This window comes from Pseudomonas sp. SJZ078 (assembly GCF_007828255.1).
GTDB lineage: Bacteria > Pseudomonadota > Gammaproteobacteria > Pseudomonadales > Pseudomonadaceae > Aquipseudomonas.
The window spans coordinates 97,286-119,050 of record NZ_VIUG01000020.1 but is presented as its reverse complement, the minus strand read 5'-3'; the positions used below and the strand labels follow the sequence as shown (position 1 = coordinate 119,050).

The following is a 21,765-nucleotide window of genomic DNA, read 5'->3' as shown; positions in this document are numbered from 1 at the left end:
CCCAGCGGCCTGATCCGACAGCAAATCGGCTTCGACGGCCAACGCACCGCCTATGCCTACGACCTCAATGGGCATTTGCTGGAGAAAACCGAGTTCGGTGCCGACGGCAGTCAGCTTGTCACCGCCTACCAGCGCGACACAGCCGGACGCCTGCTGATCAAGACCCTGCCCGACGGCCAGACGATCCAGTACCGCTACGACGGGCTGGGTCGGCTGGTTGATGTCGATGACGGTAGCGACCATCCGCTGGCCTTCGAATACGACACCCAGGACCGGCTGATCACCGAGCACCAGGGCTGGGGCACCCTGCGCTATGGCTACGACGCCTGCGGGCGACTCAATCACCTGCGCCTGCCGGACAACAGCAAGGTCGACTACCACCACGCCCCGGGCGGCGCACTGACCGCCATCGACCTGAACGGCACCCGCCTCACCGAACACCAACTGCGCGGCGGCCGCGAACACCAGCGCCGACAGGGGCTGCTGCTCAGCCAGTACGAACACGACGAACAGGGCCGGCTCAAGGCCCACACCGTGCTGCAAAACCAGCAGACCTTGTTCTGGCGCGATTATGCCTACAGCCCCAAGGGCAACCTCGCCGCGCTTTCCGACAGCCGTCGAGGGCGACGCGAGTACCAGTACGACCCGCTCGACCGCCTGACCCGGATCGAATATGCCCACACCGATCCAGCGGAACATTTCGCCCACCACCCGGCCGGCAACCTGCTGATGCAGGACCGCCCCGGCCCGACCACCCTCAAGGGCAACCGCCTGCTGATGGAGGGCGACCGCCACTACGACTACGACGCCTTCGGCAACCTGATCCGCGAACGCCGCGGCAAGGCCCAGGTCCTCGTCACCGAATACCGCTACGACAGCCAACATCGCCTGATCGGCGTCACCACGGCGGACGGCCGCGAAACGTCCTACCGCTACGACGCCTTCGGCCGACGCATCAGCAAGACCGTGGACGGCGTGACCACCGAATTCTTCTGGCAAGGCGACCAACTCGTCGCCGAAAGCAGCCGCCAGCACCACCGCAGCTACCTCTACGAACCCGGCACCTTCCGGCCGCTGGCACTGCTCGACGGCAAAGGCCTCAACGCGTGCCCGTTCTACTACCACCTCGACCACCTGGGCACACCCCAGGAACTGACCAACTACGGCGGCCAGATTGTCTGGTTGGCGCGCTACCACGGCTACGGCAAGGTCCGTGCGATCGAGCACGGCGGCGGCGAACAACTGGAACAACCGCTGCGCTTCCAGGGCCAATACCATGACTTGGAAAGCGGCCTGCACTACAACCGGCACCGCTACTACAATCCGGAAACGGGCCGCTACCTGACGCCTGACCCGAGCAAACTGGCGGGTGGGCTCAATGGGTACCGGTACACCCTGAACCCGACGGGGTGGGTGGATCCGTTGGGGTTGGTGGATTGCCCGGGCGCGGGTACCTGCAAACCGGCGGTTGGGGAGCAGGATCCGGCTGCCAAGGTTGGGGTGGATGAGGGGGAGCCGCAGCTGCCGATGACGGCGGAGCAGCGGCGGGCTCGGATTGATGAGTTAGCGGAGGCGAATGCCAAGCGACGTGTCATTCGAATGGAAAATGAATACGGCATGCATACCGTTGAAAAGCATGGGTCAGAAATATCAGATACTGCGCTCAAACAGAGGGCAATTAACGGTGCAAATCCGCATACGGGCGAAATTCCAAAAGGCGCGAGTGGGAGTTTAAGCTCCCAGTTCAGCAATTGGCGCGTTCATTTAAATGCACTAAATAAGGCTATGACCAGAGGAGGGCTTGGATTGGATCCGTTTACAGGTCTGGATCACAAAAAAGATAGAATAGTAAGACTCGAGTTGCCCGGAGCAGGGCGTGGGTACAAGCCGAATAAGAAGGATAAACAGAATCCCAAGTTGAACGAAAACCTAAATTGGTTTGAAGTAAAGTTCGATAAACAGGGCGTGCCGTATACCGGATTTCCTGCGGAGAGAAAATAATGTTGAAAGATCCTTTTTTAAATGAGCAGTTTGTGCCTGATCTTATGTGGTTTATCGGTCAGTTCGATGTCTACGATCGAGAGGAAACAAGAGGTGTAGCGTTGGGGACGTACGATCCCAATGATAAGCATGACCGCTTCGAACTGATTACTAAATATGCTCTTGATTTAGCGTGTCTGTCGTATAGGCACAAATATGTACTGGTAGCGTATCTCGAGGAAGCGCTTAAGGATCCGAACTATGATTTTCAGGCGTTGTTTGAAATAGATGATGATTGCGCTGGCAGTTGGCCTCGTGGCGAATGGTATAACTTAAAGAGTTCTCGAGAGTTTCTCCAAGATGTGTTTGTGCTTGCAAAGGAAGTTTGGAAAGATGATCTCAAGGCAGCGGCCCAAGAAGACCCATCAACTTGGTAGACCAGCAGTAGCTTGCCAAATGGATGTGCAGATATCCTTGCATAGCAAATACTCTGCTCTAAAAAGACCCACTGGACTGATGGATTAAAATGACCGCTTTCACGAGTTACATAATTTTTTGGCGCTCATTTCCACCAAGACCTGGTCAGCCGAACACGAAACCGTTGAGCAAGTCCTTAACGCCTTCCTGGCTGAATCTGACACGGAAGTTCTTAGGGCAGGCGATGTCGGCAAGCTGTCACAGCTGCATCGATTTGCTGCGGATATAAGCCGCACACAGCGGTTCTCTACTGCCTATCAGCACACCACGAATTGCTTTTGTGGCGAGGAACAAGGGCCCTCGCCACGGGTATCGCTAGTCGTGTGTGCAGCATGGCTGTCTGTCCTCAGGACGCTCGCTCTTACACCGATAAACTTGACTCCACGACAGGCTCCCGCTCAGCCAAACCATCAATCAAATAGAGACTGCCCCCCAAAATCTCCTTCGCATGATGCTTAGCCTGCGAAGCCAGTTCCGCCAACTGGCTCGCATCCAGCCCTCCACACGCGTCCGACCTCAGATGCACCACCCCAATCGACAACGATAACAACGCGAACTCCTGCCGAACCCCCTGCCGGTTCAACGCCGTGAAGCACCCAGCCTCCAGATGCTCCGGCCGATAGAACCGGCGGCAATGGGTCTGGAAGTCGCTGAGCAGTTGATTCAGGCGCTTGCGCCAGTCTTCCGGGCCGAGGACCAGCAGGAAGTCGTCGCCACCGATGTGGCCGACGAAGTCGCGGCTGGGATCGATGCGTTCGTTCAGGCATTGGGCCAGGCACAGCAGGACTTCGTCGCCCCGGCCGTAGCCATAGATATCGTTGAAGGGTTTGAAGCTGTCGATGTCGACGTAGCAGATCACCGCTTCCTGTCGCTGTTGCAGCAGGCGGGTGAGGCATTGCTGGATCGGGACGTTGCCCGGCAGCAGGGTCAGCGGGTTGGCGTAGCGGGCCTGTTGGATCTTCAGTTCGGTGATGAGCTTGAGCACGTCGATCACCCGGCCCAGTCCCAGGTAGTGACCGTTGAGGGTGATGATGAAGTCTTCTTCGATGCGTTGCCGGGCGCGGCTGGTGATGAGGCGGCTGACTTGCTGCAGCGACTGGCTCAGTTCCACGGCCAGGAAATCATCGCTCATCAGGCGGCTGATGGGTTTGCGGGCGAACAGGTCGGTGGCGAAGGGTTTGAGCAAGGCGTCCGAGAGCGAATGGCGGTGGACGATGCCGCAGGGGCGGTTCTGGTTGTCCAGCACGGCCAGGGAGTTGAGGTTGGCCTGGCGCCGAAAGGCGTCCAGGACCCGTGCCGTGGGGGTGTCATGGGACATGGCCGGTTGTTCGTTGAGCAGGGCGCTGAGGTCGTTGATCTCATCGCTTAACGGCACCGCGCCGCTGTCCTGCCGGGGCATCAGCGCCTTGGCATCCCGTGACGGCTGTTCCTGGGGGCGGGCGAGCAGGTAGCCCTGAACCAGATCGACGCCCATTTCCATCAGCACCGCCAGCTCTTCCGGCAGTTCTATACCCTCGGCAATCACTTGGGAACGTGACGTCCGGGCGATCTTCAGGATCGAGCCGACGAATTCGCGCTTGAGGGCATCCTGGTGAATGCCGTCGATGAAGTGCCGGTCGATCTTCACATATTCAGGACGCAGTTCGGACCACAGCCGCAGGCTCGAATAACCGGCGCCAAGGTCGTCCAGGGCGATGGAGAAACCCATGGCCCGGTAATGGTGCAGCGCATTCTGCAGGAGCTGGAAATCATCGATGGGGGTCTGTTCGGTCAGTTCGATCACCACCTGGCTGGGTGGGATGCCGAAGTCCTGCAGCAGTTGCAAAGTGCGTCCGGTCTGGTGCGCCGACTCCAGCAGCGACTCGGGCGAGACATTGAGGAACAGCTTGCCCGGCAGTTGCTGCTCGTTGAAACGTTGGCAGGCGCTGCGTCGGCAGGCCAGTTCCAGTTCACTGAGGCGTCCGGCCTGGCGGGCCACGGAGAGCAAGGCGATGGGCGAGTGCAAGGGGCTGTTGGATGGCCCGCGGGTCAAGGCTTCGTAACCCAGGATGCGCCGTTCGGACAGGCACACGATCGGTTGGAACAGACTGTGCAAACCGCTTTGAGTCAGGATTGAACTCAACGCACTCAGCTGTTCGGTCGTGGTCATGGCGATCTCTGGCGATAAAAAAAGGACCGGGCGCCGTATGGGGCGCCCAGTCCTGTATTTCACGACAGACTGATGTCAGTTTGATGACATTCCGACGAGATTTACCATTAAATGGCCATCATCCCTGCTTGGCGACGGCTGTATTGAGTTTCAGGTAATCCAGCAGAATTCGCCCGGTCTCGCTCAGGTACGCATCGTCTTCCGGCTTGGTCTTTTCCGGCTCGGTAATCAGGTCTTCGTCTTCTTTCTTCAGCTCTTTGAGCGGCTCTTCGCCCTTGGCCTTGCGACGCAGGTTTTCCATCGCCAGTTGCTTGGCCTCGATGTCTGCATGCTGGGCGCGACGGTCGGCTTCGTTGAGGCTGACGGTTTTTTCCAGCATCAATTTCTGCGCCAGGGCCAGCTTGTCGCGAATGAACACGAACTCGGCATCCTGGGAAGTGCGGGCGTCGTGATCGGACTTGAGCTGGGCCAGGAACGGTTTGAACGGGTCCACCGCCGGTTTGATCGCCGGCCGGATGGTGTCCCACGGCATGGCTTCGGGCAGGGCGCTTTCGCCGATTTCCTTGGTGTCGATGATCGACGGATAATCGATGTCAGGCAGCACGCCCTGGTGCTGGGTGCTCTGGCCGGACACCCGGTAGAACTTGGCCAGGGTCAGTTTCAGTTCGCCGTGGTTCAGCGGCTGGATGGTCTGCACGGTGCCCTTGCCGAAGGTCTGGCCGCCGATGATCAACGCCCGGTGGTAGTCCTGCATGGCACCGGCAAAAATCTCCGAGGCCGACGCCGACAGGCGATTGACCAGCAAGGCCATCGGCCCTTTGTAGAACGCGCCCGGGTTTTCGTCTTCGAGTACATCGACCCGGCCATCGGCGTTGCGTACCAGCACGGTAGGGCCCTTGTCGATGAACAGGCTGGTCAGCTCGGTGGCTTCCTGCAAGGAGCCGCCACCGTTGTTGCGCAAGTCGATGACGACGCCGTCGACCTTGTCCTTCTGCAGCTCGGTCAGCAGCTTCTTGACGTCGCGGGTGGTGCTCTTGTAATCCGGATCCCCGGCGCGGAACGCCTTGAAGTCCAGGTAGAAGGCCGGGATCTCGATCACGCCGAGCTTGTAGTCCTTGCCGTCCTGTTTCAGGTTGAGGATCGACTTCTTCGCGGCCTGTTCTTCCAGTTTCACCGCTTCACGGGTGATGGCCACGATCTTGCTGGTCTGGTCGTTCGGCGCATTGCTGGCCGGAATGACTTCCAGGCGCACCACCGAGCCTTTTGGACCACGGATCAGCTTGACCACTTCGTCCAGGCGCCAGCCGACCACGTCGACCATTTCCTTGTTGCCCTGGGCGACACCGATGATCTTGTCCGCCGGGCCGACCTGCTTGGTCTTGTCGGCCGGGCCCGCCGGTACCAGGCGCACGATTTTCACCTGGTCGTTATCGCTTTGCAGGACCGCGCCGATGCCTTCCAGGGACAGGCTCATGTTGATGTCGAAGTTTTCCGCGTTATCCGGCGACAGATAATTGGTGTGCGGGTCGTAGGACATGGCGAAGGTGTTGATGTACGCCTGGAAGATGTCTTCGGCGCGAGTCTGCTCCAGGCGAGCCAATTGGTTCTTGTAGCGCTTGGTCAGGGTTTCCTGGATCTGCTTGGGGTCCTTGCCGGCGATCTTCATGCGCAGCACTTCGTCCTTGACGCGCTTGCGCCACAGATCATCGAGTTCGGCTGTGCTTTTGAGCCAAGGGGCGTCCTTGCGGTCGACCAGCAGGGTTTCCTTGGTGCTGAAATCGATCTTGTCGACGCCTTTGTTCAGCTCGGCAATGGCGTAATCCAGGCGCGCCTTCACGCGGTCCAGGTAACGCTTGTAGATGACAAACCCGGCGTTCAGGTCGCCGCTCTTGAGGAAATCATCGAACTGGGTTTTCCACTTGTCGAATTCTGCAATGTCGCTGGCCATGAAATAGCTGCGCGACGGATCAAGCAGCTTCAGGTAGCTGTCATAGATGATGATCGAGCGCGCGTCATCGAGCGGTGGCTTGCTGTAATGATGACGTTTGAGCAACTCCACGACATTAAGGCTGGCAATCACCTCGTCGCGATCGGGTTGAAGCTTGTCCCAGCTGTTGGCTGCGAACGTATCGCTCGACATTGGCAACAGACCGAGGCCAATGACAAGCGCGAGGGCGGTGCTGGGGAACAGGTGCTTCATACTGATTCGACGCAGGGACAATTGATAACGCATATTAGGCCGTCTTTGAAGTCGCCGGTTCCATGTGGCCCGGGCGCAAAATGCAAGAAAGCCCGGCGTTACAGCAGCGGGCCCAGTCGAGACTCACTATGGAGGCACCGTGAAAGCATTGCAAGGCGTTGAAGGCCAAGTGGTATGGGCTGATGAGCCAAGTCCTACGTGCGATGTAGGGCAAGTTCGCATTCGTGTGGCGGCTGCCGGCCTGAATCGGGCCGATTTATTGCAGAAAGCCGGACTTTATCCGCCGCCTCCCGGGGCCAGCCACGTTCTAGGGTTGGAGTGTTCCGGGGTCATCAGCGAGGTTGGGCCGGGCTCGGCCTGGCAGGTGGGCGACCGCGTGTGTGCCTTGCTCGCCGGCGGCGGCATGGCCGAGGAAGTGGTGGTCGATGCCGGGCACGTACTGCCGGTGCCCGAGGGCCTGTCGTTGGCTGAAGCGGCCGCGCTGCCTGAGGTCTACAGCACTGCGTGGCTGAATCTGTTCAAGCTGGCAGGCCTCAAGCCGGGGGAGAAGGTGCTGCTGCACGCCGGAGCCAGTGGCGTCGGTTCCGCTGCGATCCAACTGTGCAAGGCGTTCGGCAACCCATGCTGGGTCAGTGTCGGTTCGGCGGATCGGCTGGCTTATTGCCAGGCGTTGGGAGCCCAGGGTGGTGTGGTGCGGGCTGATGACATAGAGCGCTTGAACGACTTCGCGCCCTTTGACGTAATCCTCGATCCGGTGGGCGCCAGCTATGCCAAACTCAATGTGAAACTTTTGTCAGTTGACGGGCGTTGGGTGTTGATCGGGCTGATGGGCGGGCGCATGGCTGAACTCGATCTAGCCCAGGTGCTGGGCAAGCGAATCCAACTGCTCGGCTCGACCCTGCGCAGCCGCGATGAGCAATTCAAGGCCGACTTGATCAGCGAGTTGAGGCAACACGTGTGGCCGTTGTTTGCCGATCAACGCCTGAATCCGCAGTTGGCCAGAACGTTTGCGATCAAGGATGCCGAAGCGGCGTTTGCTGAGCTGGCGAGTAACAAGGTGTCAGGGAAGTTGGTGTTAGTGATTGATGAGAGCCTGAGCTGATTCTGGGGCGTCGCGCCCAGGCTTGCACGTGCTGCCTGAATGTGGAAAACACTGCTAAAGGGTTGACCTATAGGTTAACCCTCAGGACCTGGGAGAACATTCGTTGCTCGTTGCTGTTTTTACGGACAATCGAGTAGTTGATCAGAACGGTTTTTCCGCTGTTTTCGGATATCCAGGCACTGGGGATGTCAAAAACGTTGGCTTGACCGGACGTCACATCCTGGCTTTCAGTATCGTGGGTTGTGACACCGGCCCAACGAACCCTGACGGTGTAGCCTGTCTCACCGCCGTAGTTCACGCTAACCTTCGAGTTGGAATAACTCGGTGCCGGTAATGGATCCACCGCTTGCGGGTCGATATGCAGCGTCAATCTTGCCGACTCTATCGTCTCACCAACACCTTTCTCCTTGACTGAGTAGCCGACCTGGATAGATCGACCGATATTGTCGACGACTTCCAGACGAGGGATCGGGATCAATCTTTTCCCGGGCGGGTCGCCCACCTCTACTATCCCGCTGTTGTAGTTGACCCGGCCTTGCCAGCGCACCCTGATGGTATCGGTTGCATGCATACCGGTGTAGTGAGGTACTTCAACATCCACATGCGCGTCGGTGTAGATGTCGCTCATTTTCAGATGGTCGCCCGCTGCGTTATATGTTTTGGGAACGCTGGGTTTAAGCTTGTGGGAGGGAAGCACAGCCTGGTCCGCGACATCATAGACAAACGTGGCGTCCTCCGAGGGGGTGCTGGGTAAAGTCAGGCGAATGATTGGGACCACCATGCCTCCGGTGCGGTCGTAATATTTCTGTTGGTCGATTCGGGCATTTGCCAGCCCGGCGCCGAGATAGAAGAAGGCTTGAATCGGCAATACCCCTGGCTGATTCTCAGGCCAGGCTTTGATTCGAAGTTCGTTGTGGTCTCCGAAGGCTACGGTGGGAATCAAGGAGCGTACCCGGATGGCTTGATTGAAGGCGTTTACTGCTTCAGAGCCCAGGTTACTTTCCACCATAAAGGCACAAGAGTGCACCGTTGGATTCCTGGATTGAGGAACCGATTGATAGTGAGCCACCCACTGCTCCGCGGTGGTCACATTTTGTTCTCGACAAGGTTTACTGGTAGGGAACACGTATGGAGGAACAATGCTGTCCCTGCATCCGTACTGTCCCGCCGCGTCTCGATAAAAAGTAGCGCCGTCGAGTGGAAAGTAACAAATGACTTCTGGTCTGATTTTTTCCGCTGGGGCGCTGAAATAAGGGTAGAAGATAAAACCGTTGGCCCCATTCCAGGGCGCGCGGACAAATTTCGTATCGGCTCTTAAATAGGAAAAAGAGACCGCGTCGGTCGTTCTTGAGAAGTCGCTATGATCCCAGGGATCATAATTATTACTGGTTTTAGTGATGCGTAGCGTTACGCCTGAGCAAAGAAAGGCCGGTGTAGTGGGGGTTCCGCAGTCGGTGGCGGTATTGTGATAAGCCGTGGTCAGGTTTCTGGCGGTTTCCTCACCGGAGTGCTCATAAATGTTAGACGTCTGAAGGACGGCGGGTGGTGAGGCTGATTGAGTTGCGCAACCAAGTAATACGGCGAGCGTGAGGGCCGTTAATATCTTTATGCTAGCGTTGATATAAGTCCACCGTTCAAGGCGCTTGTCCATGAGGGCTCCCGTCGTGGAAGAAGTGTCGAGTTGATCAGACGTGGAGTGTATTAACCTGCGGACACAGCATTGCGTCTACTGTCAGAAATAACAGGTCAAAGTAAGAAGGCGCACCATCTGTCGGATACCTGGATGCGCGCCGCGTTGACTACGGAGTCATCCTTAACACCCCAGAGAACATCCGCTGTTCGCCACTGTTTTTACGAACGATGGAGTAGTTGATAAGGACCGGTCTTCCAGTGTTTTCGGTTATCCAGGCACTGGGAATATCGAACACGTTGGCTTCGCCGGTCTTCACATCCTGTGTTTCCGTGTCCCGGGTCGTCACCCCAGCCCAGCGAACCCTGACGGAATAGCCGGTCTGGCCGCCGTAGTTCACGGTGACTTTGGAGGCCGAGTAACTGGGCGCGGGTAATGGATGAATCGCCTGAGGGTCGATATGCAGGGTCAGTTTCTCGGACTCTATCGTTTCACCGACGCCTTTTTCCTTGACTGAGTAGCTGACCTCAACCGATCGGCCGATATTGTCGACGACCTCCAGGCGTGGAATCGGGATCCGTCTTTTTCCAGGGGGATTGCCCACCTCGATAATGTTGCTGTTGTATCTGACCCGACCTTGCCAGCGGGCCCTGATGGTATCGGTGCCATCCATGCCTGGGTATTGGGGAATTTCCACATCGACGTGATCGTCGGTATAGATGTCGCTCATTCTCAAGTGATTGCCCGCCGCGTCATACGTTTTGAGTACTTTGGGCTCGGGCTTGGCTTGTGGCTCAGGAAGAATGGCTTGATCGTCCTCGCGGTACTCAAATGTCGCTTGCCCTTGGTAAGTGCTGGCCAGGGTGATGCGAATAATGGGTAAAACAATGCCGGTCAACTCATGGAAGCGTTTCTGGTCGTGTTGCACGGAAGCAATACCCGTGTCACGGGTATACATGAACGCTTCAATCGGCAATTTTCCAGGAATACCAGGAGTCCAGGTCTCCAGTTTCATGTCGTTGGGTACGTCGTAGGCGATGGAGAGTACCAAGGGGGCGGTCAATAAACTCTGATAAAAAACCGGTGCCGTTGGTACGGCAGACGACTTACTAACGTCAAAGCCACAACGTTGCTGTCCGTAGGGGTATTGTACGAAATGGGCAGCCCACTGTTCGGCGGTATTGATGCCTTGCAAGCCACAGGGGACACTGACGTCGGGATAGTCCTTATGGGCACCACAGCCTTTGTTGGAACGCAGATCCGATGCGCCGTCGAGAGGGAAAAAGCACAGGATCTCAATCGAGATTTTATCCGCTGGCGCCTCCAGTTTAGGGAAAAAAATATAGCCCTTGTCATAGGTATAGGCGAGGCGCTTTATATTGAAGTCCGAACGTAAATAAGAAAATGAAGTGCCTCCTACACGCACCGCCGTGTCGCTGGGGTCCCAGACATCATAGGGTTTTCCCTCCGCATGATTGGTGCCGCGCAATATAATCCCCGAGCACAGGAAAGCCGGCCTGTTGACCGTGCCGCAGTCTGCTCGGGTGTCTGCATATCGACGGCGTAGTTCGGTTGCCATCGCGTGCCCTTCGAGAGGTTGTGCGAGTGCCAGGACCGAACAACCCATCGACAATAAACTACCGATAATTGCAAAGAACAGTTTTTTCATTTTTTTGTATTCCTCCACGCACCTGAATATTAGGTGGCGGATGCGGCGCTGCGTCTACTGTCATTCCTGACAGTAGATGGATATACACCCTGTCAGGTCTGACAGTAGACGTTGCAGAGCCAGCCCTTCTAAATACCAGCATTCGAGAGCAATGGATCTCTCGCGGGTAGTTTCACTAGCAGAAGAGGTGTTGTGATGGCCAAAAAAGAACTCCGCCTGTCCAAAGAAGATATTGTCGGCGACAGCTCACCTGAAATTCTCTTGGAATTCTATAAAGGCAAGACCTTGCAGTTCGCGACCTTTCTCTCGGCTTCAAAAAAGAACGGCGCCTACGATACGGTCAACGTCAAGACCGACACCGATGGCGACGGTGATATGGACAAGCAGGACGAAAAGACCCTTCTGGAACTTGCCAAGGCCTTTACCCGGTTCAAGTAGCGAGGGACGTTGATGTCCAATTCCACCGATTCTTGCTTGCGATAGGATCGGCCCCCTTGGCATCCCGGTTGACTGACCCACCGCCATCGCGAGCAGGCTCGCTCCCACAAGGAATCGGCGTTTGGACGCTGCTTTCGTGAATGCCTCGAACAACTGTGGGAGCGAGCCTGCTCGCGATGGCGGCAGCACAGTCAATATCGATGCCGAGGGGGCCGACACTATCGTGAGCAAGCTCGGTTCCCACAAGGTTTCGCACCACAGCGGCACGCAAGCGTTTTCATTGACCAGACAACTGTCCGAACTGTCGTTCCTGACAGTAGGCAGGCCCGGCGTTCGCGCATCTAATCGACCCCAGTATCGCCTGAGTGGAGTCGAGCCATGTTGCTCTCAATAACAGTAAAGAAAATACTGCCCATAGCCTTCGGTATTGCGCTGTTGCTGGGATGCAGCGCGACTTCCCAGCATCTACAACAGCTGCACGCGAATGATGCTGATGAAATAGGCAGGGTGACAGCGATCAATCTGACCGCTCGCTATCATAAAAAAGTATTCGATTGCGGTTCCAACTTGCCAGCGTACTTGTGTTCGGGGGTTGTGTTCAGGGGAACAAAGCCCTCCACGTCCTATTATTTCTGGAACCCCAGCCATTTTTCAGTGGCAAGCGGCGGTGTGTCCTTCTCGTATCTGCGGGAGGATTCGAAATTCACCAAGCTGGTCTATGGCTATAACAATGGCTTCATCTTTCGCCCTTACCAGGATTCCGGACAGACAGCGGTTCAGCCAGAGGTCCTGTGTTCATTTCCCGTGGACGCTTGGACATTCGATAGGGACGATAAAGGTTGTGGACAGTACTACACGTATCCGGACATAAGCCGGGAATGCCAATCCCAGGGGATCACCACCGCAACCCAGTGGCTGGCGCATTTTCAATCCGTTGAGTCGACGCAACGGCCACCTCACCAATGCGGTTTCAATGTGCGTGCGTCACTGGGTACGGCTGCGGCGCGTGCGTTTCACACCAGTCTTGAGGCGCGAACATTGGGCAGTAGCGATCCGGTCCTTGGCCCGATCCAGAACGAATTACGCCTGGCCACCTGGGAACAGAATGCAGGCCGCGACTTACCGATCGAAGCGCTTTTCTACACTTCGGGTGGTTTGCCTGGTGCCCAGCAATATCAGCGTGATTTCTACGCTGAAACCGACCGATGGCTGCCGATTATTATCTTGACGCTACCCACGACAACGACGGGCGACGCGAGATTTGGCTATCGCAGCGCCGACCAGGCATTTTTCCCCGGCGGACCACTGTCCATAGACCGAACGCCGTTGGCATTGGATGGCTTCAGAATCTTCGCTTCCTGGCCCGCGACGGGAGTTGAGGCACCCGGCAACACCGCGATCCGCCGGGCAGTGGGCGGCACTCCACCGTATCGGTACACATCCAGTAATACCCAAGTGGCGACGGTCTCGGGCAACGGTCAGGTGACAGGAATCAGACGTGGTAGTGCGGTGATCACCGTATCTGATTCGAGCACGCCGGTGCAGTCGGCAACGTATACGGCTCAGGTCAGCAACACTTGGCTGCTGGGGGTCGTAGTGCCCGGCACCTTCACTAGTCTTGCGGCTTTCCATCAATGGCTGGGAACCGTCGGCGGATACCTGATCAACAGCAGCGGGCAGTTCCAGACGCTGGAGAACCTGTATGCCCGACCTTTCCCGCTACCGCGTGGTAGATATTGGCTCGGTGAGCATGGCGGCGTTTGTCCGGCGGGTTATTACACTTACTATCATGCTGAAAACAGCCAAGCGCTCGCCTGTGCATTACCTGGCGAAAGCAGCGTGACCGGTGCGCTGTATGCCGTGCCTTATTGAGCAGATGCCATGAGAGCCGCTGCTCCGTGCTCCCCCGGTGAACGTCGGCTTATTTCCAGCTGTGAATTGGCCACCCCGCCAGTTCGGCGTGGGCCTTCAACACCGGGTCCGGGTTCACCACATGGGGGTGGTCCACCCGTTGCAACAGCGGCAGGTCATTGCGCGAGTCGGAGTAGAAGCTCGCCCCCTCCAGGTTTTCTTCCTCTGCGTCCAGCCAGTCCAGCAACCGCGCGATCTTGCCCTCACGGTAGGTCAGGGTGCCCACGGTTTTGCCGCTGTAGGCCCCATGGGCCACTTCAAGCTCGATCGCCAGGATCTCATCAATACCCAGGCGCTCGGCAATCGGCTTGACCAGATGCGTGCCCGAGGCCGAGATCACCAGGATCCGGTCGCCGGCCTTGCGGTGTTCGGCGATGGTCTTGGTGGCGTCGCTGAAGATGATCGGTTCGATGAAGTCTTCCACCCAGGGCGACACCAGATGTTCGACTTCTTCCGGGGTGCGGCCGATCATGGGTTCCAGGCTGAAGTCCATGTACTCCTCCATGCGCAACTTGCCGTGGCTGTAGGCATCCATCAGCTCGTTGTTGCGACGCATGAACGACTCGGGATCGACCCAGCCCAGGCGCCCCATCTGCTCGCTCCAGAGGGTGGCGCAGTCGCCGTGGATCAGGGTTTCGTCCAGATCAAAAATTGCCAGGGCCATCAGCCTATTTCCCTTCTCAAGATCAGTTTCAAATTCAAAATCAACACAACCATCAGGCTACCTCACACAGGGCCGATGGCTCGATGGAAAGCGCCAGGCGGGCGCCATCGGGATGCAGGTCGGCCGCCGAACGGTTGAGCACGTCCACCACCAGTTCCACGCCGCGGGCCTCGACCCGGTAGCGGATCACGTTGCCCAGCAGGCTGTGGCTGCGGATCAACGCATCCGGTTCGCCGCTGCGACTCAGCTCGATGGCTTCCGGGCGGATGGCAATACGGCTGTTCACCGGCCGTTGCAGCAATCGGCTGGCGCTGTCGGCGTCCAACAGGTTGTAGTTGCCAATGAAGCCGGCGGCAAAAACGTCGACGGGCGCAGTGTAAAGGGTTTCGGCATCGCCGCTCTGTACGATCTTTCCCTGGTTCATCAGGAAAATCCGGTCGGACATGGTCAGGGCTTCTTCCTGATCGTGTGTGACGAAAATCGTGGTCAGGCCCAACTCGCGCTGGATCTGTCGGATCTGTTCGCGCAGGTGTTTGCGAATTCGCGCATCCAGGGCGGACAGCGGTTCGTCCAGCAGCAACAGGCGTGGCCGGGTCACCAGGGAGCGGGCGAGGGCAACGCGCTGGCACTGGCCGCCGGAGAGTTGATGGGGATAGCGGGTGGCGAAATCGTGCAGTTCCACCAGGCGCAGGATCTCCTGCACGCGTTGGCGGCTGTCTTCGGCCTGGATTTTTTGCATGCGCAGGCCAAAGGCGACGTTCTGTTCCACGGTCATGTTGGGGAACAGGGCGTAACTCTGGAACACCATGCCGATGCCGCGTTTTTGCGGGCTCAGGGGGACGATGTCCTGGCCGTCCAGCAGGATCTTGCCGGCATCCACCGCCGTCAGTCCGGCAATGCAGCGCAACAGCGTGGACTTGCCACAGCCGGAAGGTCCGAGCAGAGTGACGAATTCGCCCTTGCCGATTTCGCAATTGATGTCGCTGAACACCGGCGTGCCCGCGTAGCCTTTTTGCAGGTGTTGGACGCTGACGTAGCTCATTGGCTTTTGTCCTTGTTCAGAATGTTCGCCGCCCAGGTCAGGACCAGTACGAAGAAGAAGTAGGAAATCACCAGGGCGCTGGTGAAGTGGCCGCTGCTGTTGCGCATGTTGTTCAGGTAGACCTGCAGGGTTTCATAGCGGGTGCCCACCAGGATGTTGGCGAACACGAACTCACCGAACAGGAAGGAGAAGGACAGCAGCAACGCCACCATCAGGCCCTTGCGCAGGTTGGGCAACACCACCAGCAAGGCCGCCTGGAAGGTGCTGGCGCCGAGCAGTTGAGCGGCGTCCATCAGGTCGCGCAGGTTGATGGCTTGCAGGTTGTTGGTGATGGCGCGGTACATGAACGGCAGGGCGACGGTGAAGTAGCAGCCGATCAGGATCCACGGTGTCCCCACCATGGCCAGCGGGCCGGAGCCATAGAGTTGCAGCAGCCCTACCGACGACACCACCGGCGGCACCGCGAAGGGCAGCAGGATGAGGATGTTCATCAGCGCGTCGAGTTTCGGGAAGTGGTAATGCACCACGAACAGCAGTGGCAGGATCAGCACCACCGAGAGCACCAGCGCGCCGACGCAGACGATCAGCGACTGGCCGAAGGCGCTGAGAAAACGTGGATCGCTCCACAGTTGCACGTACCATTTGAAGGTAAAGCCGGCGGGCAGCACAGTGGCCGACCAACTGCTGGCAATGGAGTAGATCAGCGTGCCGGCCAGGGGCAGCAACAGGATGGCGAACAGCAGGTACACCACGGCCCGATGATAGAGGCCGGCAGGGCTCGATTCAGCGCGAGACATGGTAGCTCCTCTTGAGCAGCAACTGATGGACGACGGTCACCAGGGTCATCAACGCCACCAGCACCACGGCCAGGGCGCTGGCCATGTTCGGGTCGAGAGAGATGTCGCCGGAGACCATGGCGGCGATGCGAATCGGCAGCACGTTGAAATTGCCGGTGGTCAGCGCGTACACCGTGGCGTAGGCGCCAAGGGCGTTGGCCAGCAGGATCACGAAGGTACCTAGTAGCGCGGGGGTCAGCACCGGCAGCCCGATGTGCCGCCAGAACTGCCAGCCGTTGGCCCCCAGCAGCGCGGCGGACTCGCGCCAGTCTTCGCGCAGCGCATCGAAGGCCGGGTAGAGCAGCAGCACGCCCAAGGGAATCTGGAAGTAGGTGTAGAGGATGATCAGCCCGGTTTTCGAGTACAGGTTGAAGTCTTCGATGATTCCCGCCTGCTTGAGCATGAGGGTGATGCTGCCGTTGAACCCCAGCAGAATAATGAAGGCGAACGCCAGGGGCACGCCGGCGAAATTGCTGGTCATGTTGGCGAAGGCGTTGACGAAATTGCGCAGCTTCGAATCGACCCGGCGCAGCGAATAGCTGCCGAGCACTGCGATGATGATCCCGAACACACTGGACCAGAAGCTGATTTCCAGGCTGTGCTGGATCGCTTGCAGGTAGAACTTCGAACTGAAGATTTTGTTGAAGTTGGCCAGGCCCCAACCGAACTCTTCCGACTCCAGGCTGTTGATCAGCACCCAGAGCAGCGGGGCGATCTGGAACACGATGAAGAAAATCGCGAAGGGCACCAGGCACAACGCTGCCAGCCATTTGCCGCGGGTCATGGCATTCACTTGAGCAACTCCTGGCAATACGGTTTGTCGTGAGCCACACCGAGCAACTGGCAGAGGGTGCCGCACAGTTCGGTCTGCCGGGGCTTCGCGGCGGGGTCGAAGCTGAAGCTGTCTCCAAGCACGAACAGCGGTACCTCCCGTTCCTCGGCCAACAGGCCGTTATGGGAGCGGTCGTTGTTCATGCCATGGTCAGAAGTCACCAACACCTGGTAACCGGCGTCGAGCCAGCCTTGCAGATAGACCGCCAGGTTGATGTCCGCCGAACGGGCACTGTTGCGGTATTGTGGGGTGTCGAGGCCGTGCTTGTGGCCGGCATCGTCGATGTTCATCGGATGCACCAGCAAAAAGTTCGGTGAATGGCGCTGACGCAAATGTTCGGCGTCGGCGAACAGATGGGAATCGGGGTAGTGGTCGTTCCAGTAGAAATGCCCGTACTGGATAGGCAGGTCTGGGTTGTCGGTGTGACGATCCCGACCAGCCTCGAACGGTGAAGCGTTGTAAAGCTCGCTGACCCAATGGTACGCCGCGGCCGCCGTGCTCAAACCGCCTTCGGTGGCATAGTGGAAGACGCTGCGCTGGTTCGACAGGCGCGAGACGTTGTTGTGCACAATGCCGCTGTCAATGGGCGGGACGCCGGTGAGGATGCATTCATAGAGCGGGCGGGACAGGGCTGGCAGCTCACATTCCAGTTTGTAGAGAGCCGCGCGTCCTGCGCTGACGTAAGCCTGCAAATGTCCCATGGCATGTCGGGCGACTTCGTAGTTGAGGCCGTCGAGCACTACCAGGATGACGTTGTGCTTCATGGGTACCGGGACTCCGGACAGGAACCAGAAAGTTCGGATTCACCGCAGCCCCTGTGTGGGAGCGGGCCTGCTCGCGAAGGCTGACTGACACTCAACATTGACATTGGCTGACAGACCGCCTTCGCGAGCAAGCCCGCTCCCACAAGGGATTTGCATCGGATATCCGAGCGGGCTAACTACCGCCTCACTGCATATTGATGATCACTTCTTCCTGCCACTTCTGCGGCAGTGCCTTGGAGGTCTTCTCCCAGGCGTCCGCGTCCTTGATCGGCGTCACGTGCTTGTACTGTTCGTTCGGCAGCAGCTTGGCCTTGACCTCTTCCGGCAGTGTCAGGTGCTCGGCGCGGATCGGCCGGGCGTTGCCTTTGGCCAGGTTGATCTGGCCAGCGTCGCTGAAGATGTACTCGCGAGTGAGCTTGGCGGCATTCGGGTGCTTGGCATATTTGTTGATGATGGTGGTGTAGCCGGAGATGACCGAGCCGTCGGACGGAATCAGCACGACGTAATCATCCGGGTTGGCCATCTTGGCCTTGTAGCTCAGGCCGTTGAAGTCCCAGACCACACCGACTTCGACCTCACCTTTTTCCATGGTGGCGATGGTCGGGTTGGCCATGGACAGGCGCCCTTGCTTGGCGAGCTCGGCGAACATCAACAGGGCCGGTTGCAGGTTCTTCTCGTCGCCGCCGTTGGCCAGGGCCGCCGCCAGCACGCCATTGGCAGCCTGGGCCGCGGTGCTCACGTCGCCGATGGATACCTTGTACTTACCGCTCTTCAGATCAGCCCACTTGGTCGGTACTTCGGAACCGTGCAGCAGCTTTTTGTTGACGATGAAGGCGATGGTACCGGTGTAGGCCAGCGCCCAGTTACCTTCCGTATCCTTGGCCCAGGCAGGCACTTGTTCCCACGTGCTTGGCTTGTAGGGCAGGACTACGTCTTGCTTGACCGCAATCGGGCCGAAAGCCGCGCCGACGTCACCGATGTCGGCGCTGGCGTTGTCTTTCTCGGCGGCGAACTTGGCGATTTCCTGGGCCGAGCTCATGTCGGTGTCGACGTGTTTCAACCCGTAGGTCTTGGCCAGGTCTTCCCAGGTGCCTTTCCAGTTCGCCCAGTCATCGGGCATGCCGACGCTGTTGACGGCGCCTTCCGCTTTCGCAGCGGCTTCCAACTTTTTCAGATCGGTATCAGCGGCCATGGCGGCGGTGCACATGGCGATGGTCGAGCCTAACAGTGATGCCAGGAAAAGCTGTTTCATCCGAAGCTCCTTTGGGCGTTTTCAACGCTGCGATTGCGGTTGTGTTGGCGGTTATGTTGGTCTAGGTCAGCAATACCTGAGCCAATGTAGGCGAGCCCTGTGACATTTTGATGTCGGCAGTGGATGCACCGACACCGAGTCGGTTCGCGCGCAGTGACTGATAGCTAAGCGTAGACCATGGTTAAACGGCTGATATGAAAGGACTTGGCTGCAAATTTGCACGGCTGAGCATCGACCGTTCGGCGGTTCTGTCATCTGTCAGTCATGTGCAGTGCCTAGGCTTACAGAGATGGAAAATGGCTCGATGCATGACCGATTCCGCCCCGAAACAGTGCTGGTCTAGTCCAGATAGGTAACGCTGATGCGCATTGAGACAACCAAAGCGGTGACAACCATCGGCCAGGTCCTGCAAGAGCAGCTTGACCATGGATTGCTGGCCCCCGGCAGCAAGTTGCCGGCCGAGCGCAAGCTTAGTGAGTTGTTCGGCACCACGCGCATCACCGTGCGCGAAGCCTTGCTGCAGCTCGAGGCCCAAGGGCAGATCTATCGCGAGGAACGCCGAGGCTGGTTCGTGTCGCCGCCACGCCTGGCCTATAACCTGATGCAGCGCAGCCATTTCCACGCCATGGTGACCGCCCAGGGACGGGTGCCTTCTACCCAGGTGATCTCGGCCCGTCTGCAACCGGCTTCGGCGGCGGTGTGTGCCTGGCTGCAATTGCCGGCCTTGTCGAGTGTGATCCAGATCTGTCGCGTACGGCGCATCGACGAGCGGCTGGTGCTGTATGTCGAGCATTACCTGAACCCACAGTATTTTCCCGACATCCTCGGGTTTGACCTCAACCAGTCCATGACCGAGTTGTACGCCCGCCATTACGACCTGCACTACGGTCGGGTGAAATTCGAAATCGTGCCCACGTCCCTACAGCCCGAAGCCGCGGCGGCGCTGAAGGTCTCGGTGGGCAGCCCCGGGTTACGGATCGCCCGGGTCAATTATGACCAGCATCAGCGGCTGATCGACTGCGACCTGGAGTTCTGGCGACACGATGCGATTCATGTCGGCGTGGACGTACTGGACGCGGCGTCAGATTGACTGGTTGAGTTTGGCCATGATCCTGAACAGTACGGTGGCGAGAATCAGCAGCATGCCGATCCACATGGCGAAGACCCCGACATTCTTGTCACGAAAATTGAAGCCGATGGCCAGCAGGATCATCCCGGCGAGGATGGGCACCAGCATGGCATGGAAGATGGACGAGGGAATCATGGTGACGGCCTTGTCGGGGGCGATAAGGTCAGTCTAGTTGGGTTTTGTGTGAGGTCGCGATGAGCTTGACCCAACGCTGTTGTGACGGGAGTTATCTGTGGCAAGGGGATAAATCCCCTCGCCACAAGGGATGGTAATCAGGGCAACTCCCGGCTGGCGTAGAACGCACTCAACACTTTCACCAGGTGCGCCAGGTCATGGCTGCCGCACAGCTCGCGGATCGAATGCATGGCGAAGGTCGGCAGGCCGATGTCCACGGTGCGCACGCCCAGCTGGCTGGCGGTGATCGGGCCGATGGTCGAGCCGCAGCCCATGTCGCTGCGCACCACGAAGCTCTGCACCGGCACTTCTTCGGCCATGCACAGGTGGCGGAAGAAGCCGGCGGTTTCGCTGTTGGTGGCGTAGCGCTGGTTGCTGTTGACCTTGATCACCGGTCCGGCGTTGAGCTTGGGCCCGTGGTTGGCGTCATGTTTATCGGCGTAGTTGGGGTGTACGCCGTGGGCATTGTCCGCAGAAACCAGCAGGGATTTCTGAATGGTCCGTACGAACTCTTCCCCTTCCGGCAGCAGTCGACGCAGGGTCTGTTCCAGCATCGGGCCGTCGGCACCGCAGGCCGAGCAGGAGCCGACTTCCTCGTGGTCGTTGCATACCAGCACGCAGGTTTCTTCCGAGTCGGCGTTGAGCAAGGCTTGCAGGCCGGCATAGCACGACAGCAGGTTGTCCAGGCGCGCGCCGGCAATGAAATCGTCATGCAGGCCGATGATTGCGGCGCTCTGGGTGTCGTAGAAGCTCAACTCGTAATCGAGTACCACATCGGCGTTCAGGCCGTGTTCGCGGGCTAGCTGGTCAGTGAGCACGGCACGGAAGTCGACGCGCTCGTCGCCGGCGAACTGGGCGAGGATCGGCGGCAGTTCGTTCTGCGGGTTGATGGCCCAGCCCTGGTTGGCTTCGCGATTGAGGTGGATGGCCAGATTCGGAATCGTGGCAATGGGCGCCTTGAAGTCGATCAGCTGGCTTTCGACCTTGCCGTCCCGGCGGAAGGTGACGCGCCCGGCGAGGGACAGGTCGCGGTCGAACCACGGCGCCAGCAGCGCGCCGCCATACACTTCCACCCCCAGTTGCCAGAATCCGTGACGTTGCAGCTCAGGCTGGGGCTTGACCCGCAGGCAAGGGCTGTCGGTGTGGGCGCCGACCAGGCGGATGCCGTCGTGTAGCGGTGCGTTGCGACCCAGCTTGAAGGCAATGATCGAAGAGTCGTTGCGCGTGACGTAATAGCGACCGTTGGCCTCGGTGGCCCAGGTCTCGCGTTCGTCGAGGCGCTGATAACCCGCCGCCTCCAGACGTTGGGCAAGGCTGGCGGTGGCATGGAACGGGGTAGGGGAGGCCTTGAGGAAGTCGATCAGGCCCTGGTTCAACTCTGCGCGCATAAATAGCTCCAGACAGCAATGGGCGGGAGTTTACCGTATTGGGGGGCGATGGGGAGGATGGCAGGCAGGCAACAAATTGTGTTTGTCGCGCAACCTTTGTGGGAGCGGGCTTGCTCGCGAAAGCATTG

Annotated in this window: 18 protein-coding genes; 6 read left to right on the top strand and 12 right to left on the bottom strand. The window is 58.6% G+C overall.

What is annotated here, in order from left to right; genetic code table 11:
• Window positions 1–2,001, top strand: a 2,001-nt coding sequence (locus FBY02_RS18360; protein ID WP_144929657.1) for an RHS repeat-associated core domain-containing protein, incomplete at its 5' end; no start/stop codon positions are given.
• Window positions 2,001–2,417 carry a hypothetical protein gene (locus FBY02_RS18355; protein ID WP_256662531.1) on the top strand — a complete coding sequence of 139 codons (417 nt, stop codon included), beginning with the start codon at window positions 2,001–2,003 and terminating at the stop codon, window positions 2,415–2,417. The genes FBY02_RS18360 and FBY02_RS18355, both read left to right, overlap by 1 nt.
• Before the next feature lie 401 nt (window positions 2,418–2,818).
• On the opposite strand, the gene FBY02_RS18345 is transcribed toward FBY02_RS18355, so the two are convergent.
• Together FBY02_RS18345 and FBY02_RS18340 are read right to left on the bottom strand one after the other, a co-directional pair.
• Window positions 2,819–4,606, bottom strand: coding sequence for a bifunctional diguanylate cyclase/phosphodiesterase (locus FBY02_RS18345; RefSeq protein WP_144929654.1), 1,788 nt, complete (start codon window positions 4,604–4,606; stop codon window positions 2,819–2,821).
• A 118-nt stretch (window positions 4,607–4,724) separates the two neighbouring features.
• A complete protein-coding gene (locus FBY02_RS18340; protein WP_178115371.1) occupies window positions 4,725–6,806 on the bottom strand; it encodes a carboxy terminal-processing peptidase in 2,082 nt (693 codons plus the stop codon).
• 139 nt (window positions 6,807–6,945) lie between these two features.
• Here FBY02_RS18340 and FBY02_RS18335 point away from each other — a divergent pair, with 139 nt between their 5' ends.
• On the top strand, window positions 6,946–7,908 hold the full coding sequence (locus FBY02_RS18335) for a zinc-binding dehydrogenase (protein ID WP_144929652.1): 963 nt from the start codon (window positions 6,946–6,948) through the stop codon (window positions 7,906–7,908).
• A 67-nt stretch (window positions 7,909–7,975) separates the two neighbouring features.
• Here the strand turns inward: FBY02_RS18335 and FBY02_RS18330 are convergent, their stop codons facing one another.
• Entirely contained in the window at window positions 7,976–9,559 is a 1,584-nt protein-coding gene (locus FBY02_RS18330) for a hypothetical protein (RefSeq protein WP_144929651.1), read from the bottom strand.
• A gap of 148 nt (window positions 9,560–9,707) precedes the next feature.
• Window positions 9,708–11,207 carry a hypothetical protein gene (locus FBY02_RS18325; RefSeq protein WP_144929650.1) on the bottom strand — a complete coding sequence of 500 codons (1,500 nt, stop codon included), beginning with the start codon at window positions 11,205–11,207 and terminating at the stop codon, window positions 9,708–9,710.
• 195 nt (window positions 11,208–11,402) lie between these two features.
• Between FBY02_RS18325 and FBY02_RS18320 the strand changes: the two genes are divergently transcribed.
• Window positions 11,403–11,645, top strand: a complete 243-nt coding sequence (locus FBY02_RS18320) for a hypothetical protein (protein WP_144929649.1) — start codon at window positions 11,403–11,405, stop codon at window positions 11,643–11,645.
• Window positions 11,646–12,023: 378 nt separating this feature from the next.
• Window positions 12,024–13,517, top strand: coding sequence for an Ig-like domain-containing protein (locus tag FBY02_RS18315; RefSeq protein WP_144929648.1), 1,494 nt, complete (start codon window positions 12,024–12,026; stop codon window positions 13,515–13,517).
• A gap of 49 nt (window positions 13,518–13,566) precedes the next feature.
• Here the strand turns inward: FBY02_RS18315 and FBY02_RS18310 are convergent, their stop codons facing one another.
• From FBY02_RS18310 to FBY02_RS18285, 6 genes are all read right to left on the bottom strand, one after another.
• Complete coding sequence (locus tag FBY02_RS18310; RefSeq protein WP_144929647.1) at window positions 13,567–14,220, bottom strand: HAD family phosphatase; 654 nt, start codon at window positions 14,218–14,220, stop codon at window positions 13,567–13,569.
• Between the two features lie 52 nt (window positions 14,221–14,272).
• Entirely contained in the window at window positions 14,273–15,262 is a 990-nt protein-coding gene (locus FBY02_RS18305) for an ABC transporter ATP-binding protein (protein WP_144929646.1), read from the bottom strand.
• Complete coding sequence (locus tag FBY02_RS18300) at window positions 15,259–16,059, bottom strand: ABC transporter permease (protein WP_047700543.1); 801 nt, start codon at window positions 16,057–16,059, stop codon at window positions 15,259–15,261. The genes FBY02_RS18305 and FBY02_RS18300 overlap by 4 nt, the downstream gene beginning before the upstream one ends.
• The gene (locus tag FBY02_RS18295; RefSeq protein ID WP_178112077.1) at window positions 16,046–16,882 is read right to left on the bottom strand and encodes an ABC transporter permease subunit; all 837 of its coding nucleotides are present in this window, start codon (window positions 16,880–16,882) and stop codon (window positions 16,046–16,048) included. The genes FBY02_RS18300 and FBY02_RS18295 overlap by 14 nt, the downstream gene beginning before the upstream one ends.
• Window positions 16,883–16,887: 5 nt before the next feature.
• Window positions 16,888–17,694, bottom strand: coding sequence for an alkaline phosphatase family protein (locus tag FBY02_RS18290; protein ID WP_144929644.1), 807 nt, complete (start codon window positions 17,692–17,694; stop codon window positions 16,888–16,890).
• A 184-nt stretch (window positions 17,695–17,878) separates the two neighbouring features.
• Window positions 17,879–18,946: an ABC transporter substrate-binding protein gene (locus FBY02_RS18285; protein ID WP_144929643.1), complete on the bottom strand. Its 1,068-nt coding sequence runs from the start codon at window positions 18,944–18,946 to the stop codon at window positions 17,879–17,881.
• Window positions 18,947–19,307: 361 nt separating this feature from the next.
• On the opposite strand from FBY02_RS18285, the gene FBY02_RS18280 reads away from it, so the two are divergent.
• A complete protein-coding gene (locus FBY02_RS18280; protein WP_144929642.1) occupies window positions 19,308–20,036 on the top strand; it encodes a UTRA domain-containing protein in 729 nt (242 codons plus the stop codon).
• Here the strand turns inward: FBY02_RS18280 and FBY02_RS18275 are convergent.
• A complete protein-coding gene (locus tag FBY02_RS18275; protein ID WP_144929641.1) occupies window positions 20,028–20,210 on the bottom strand; it encodes a hypothetical protein in 183 nt (60 codons plus the stop codon). The two genes, FBY02_RS18280 and FBY02_RS18275, sit on opposite strands and share 9 nt — an antisense overlap.
• Before the next feature lie 137 nt (window positions 20,211–20,347).
• Window positions 20,348–21,637 (bottom strand): M18 family aminopeptidase, encoded by a 1,290-nt coding sequence (locus tag FBY02_RS18270; protein ID WP_144929640.1) that lies wholly within the window; start codon window positions 21,635–21,637, stop codon window positions 20,348–20,350.
• Between the last annotated feature and the right edge of the window lie 128 nt (window positions 21,638–21,765).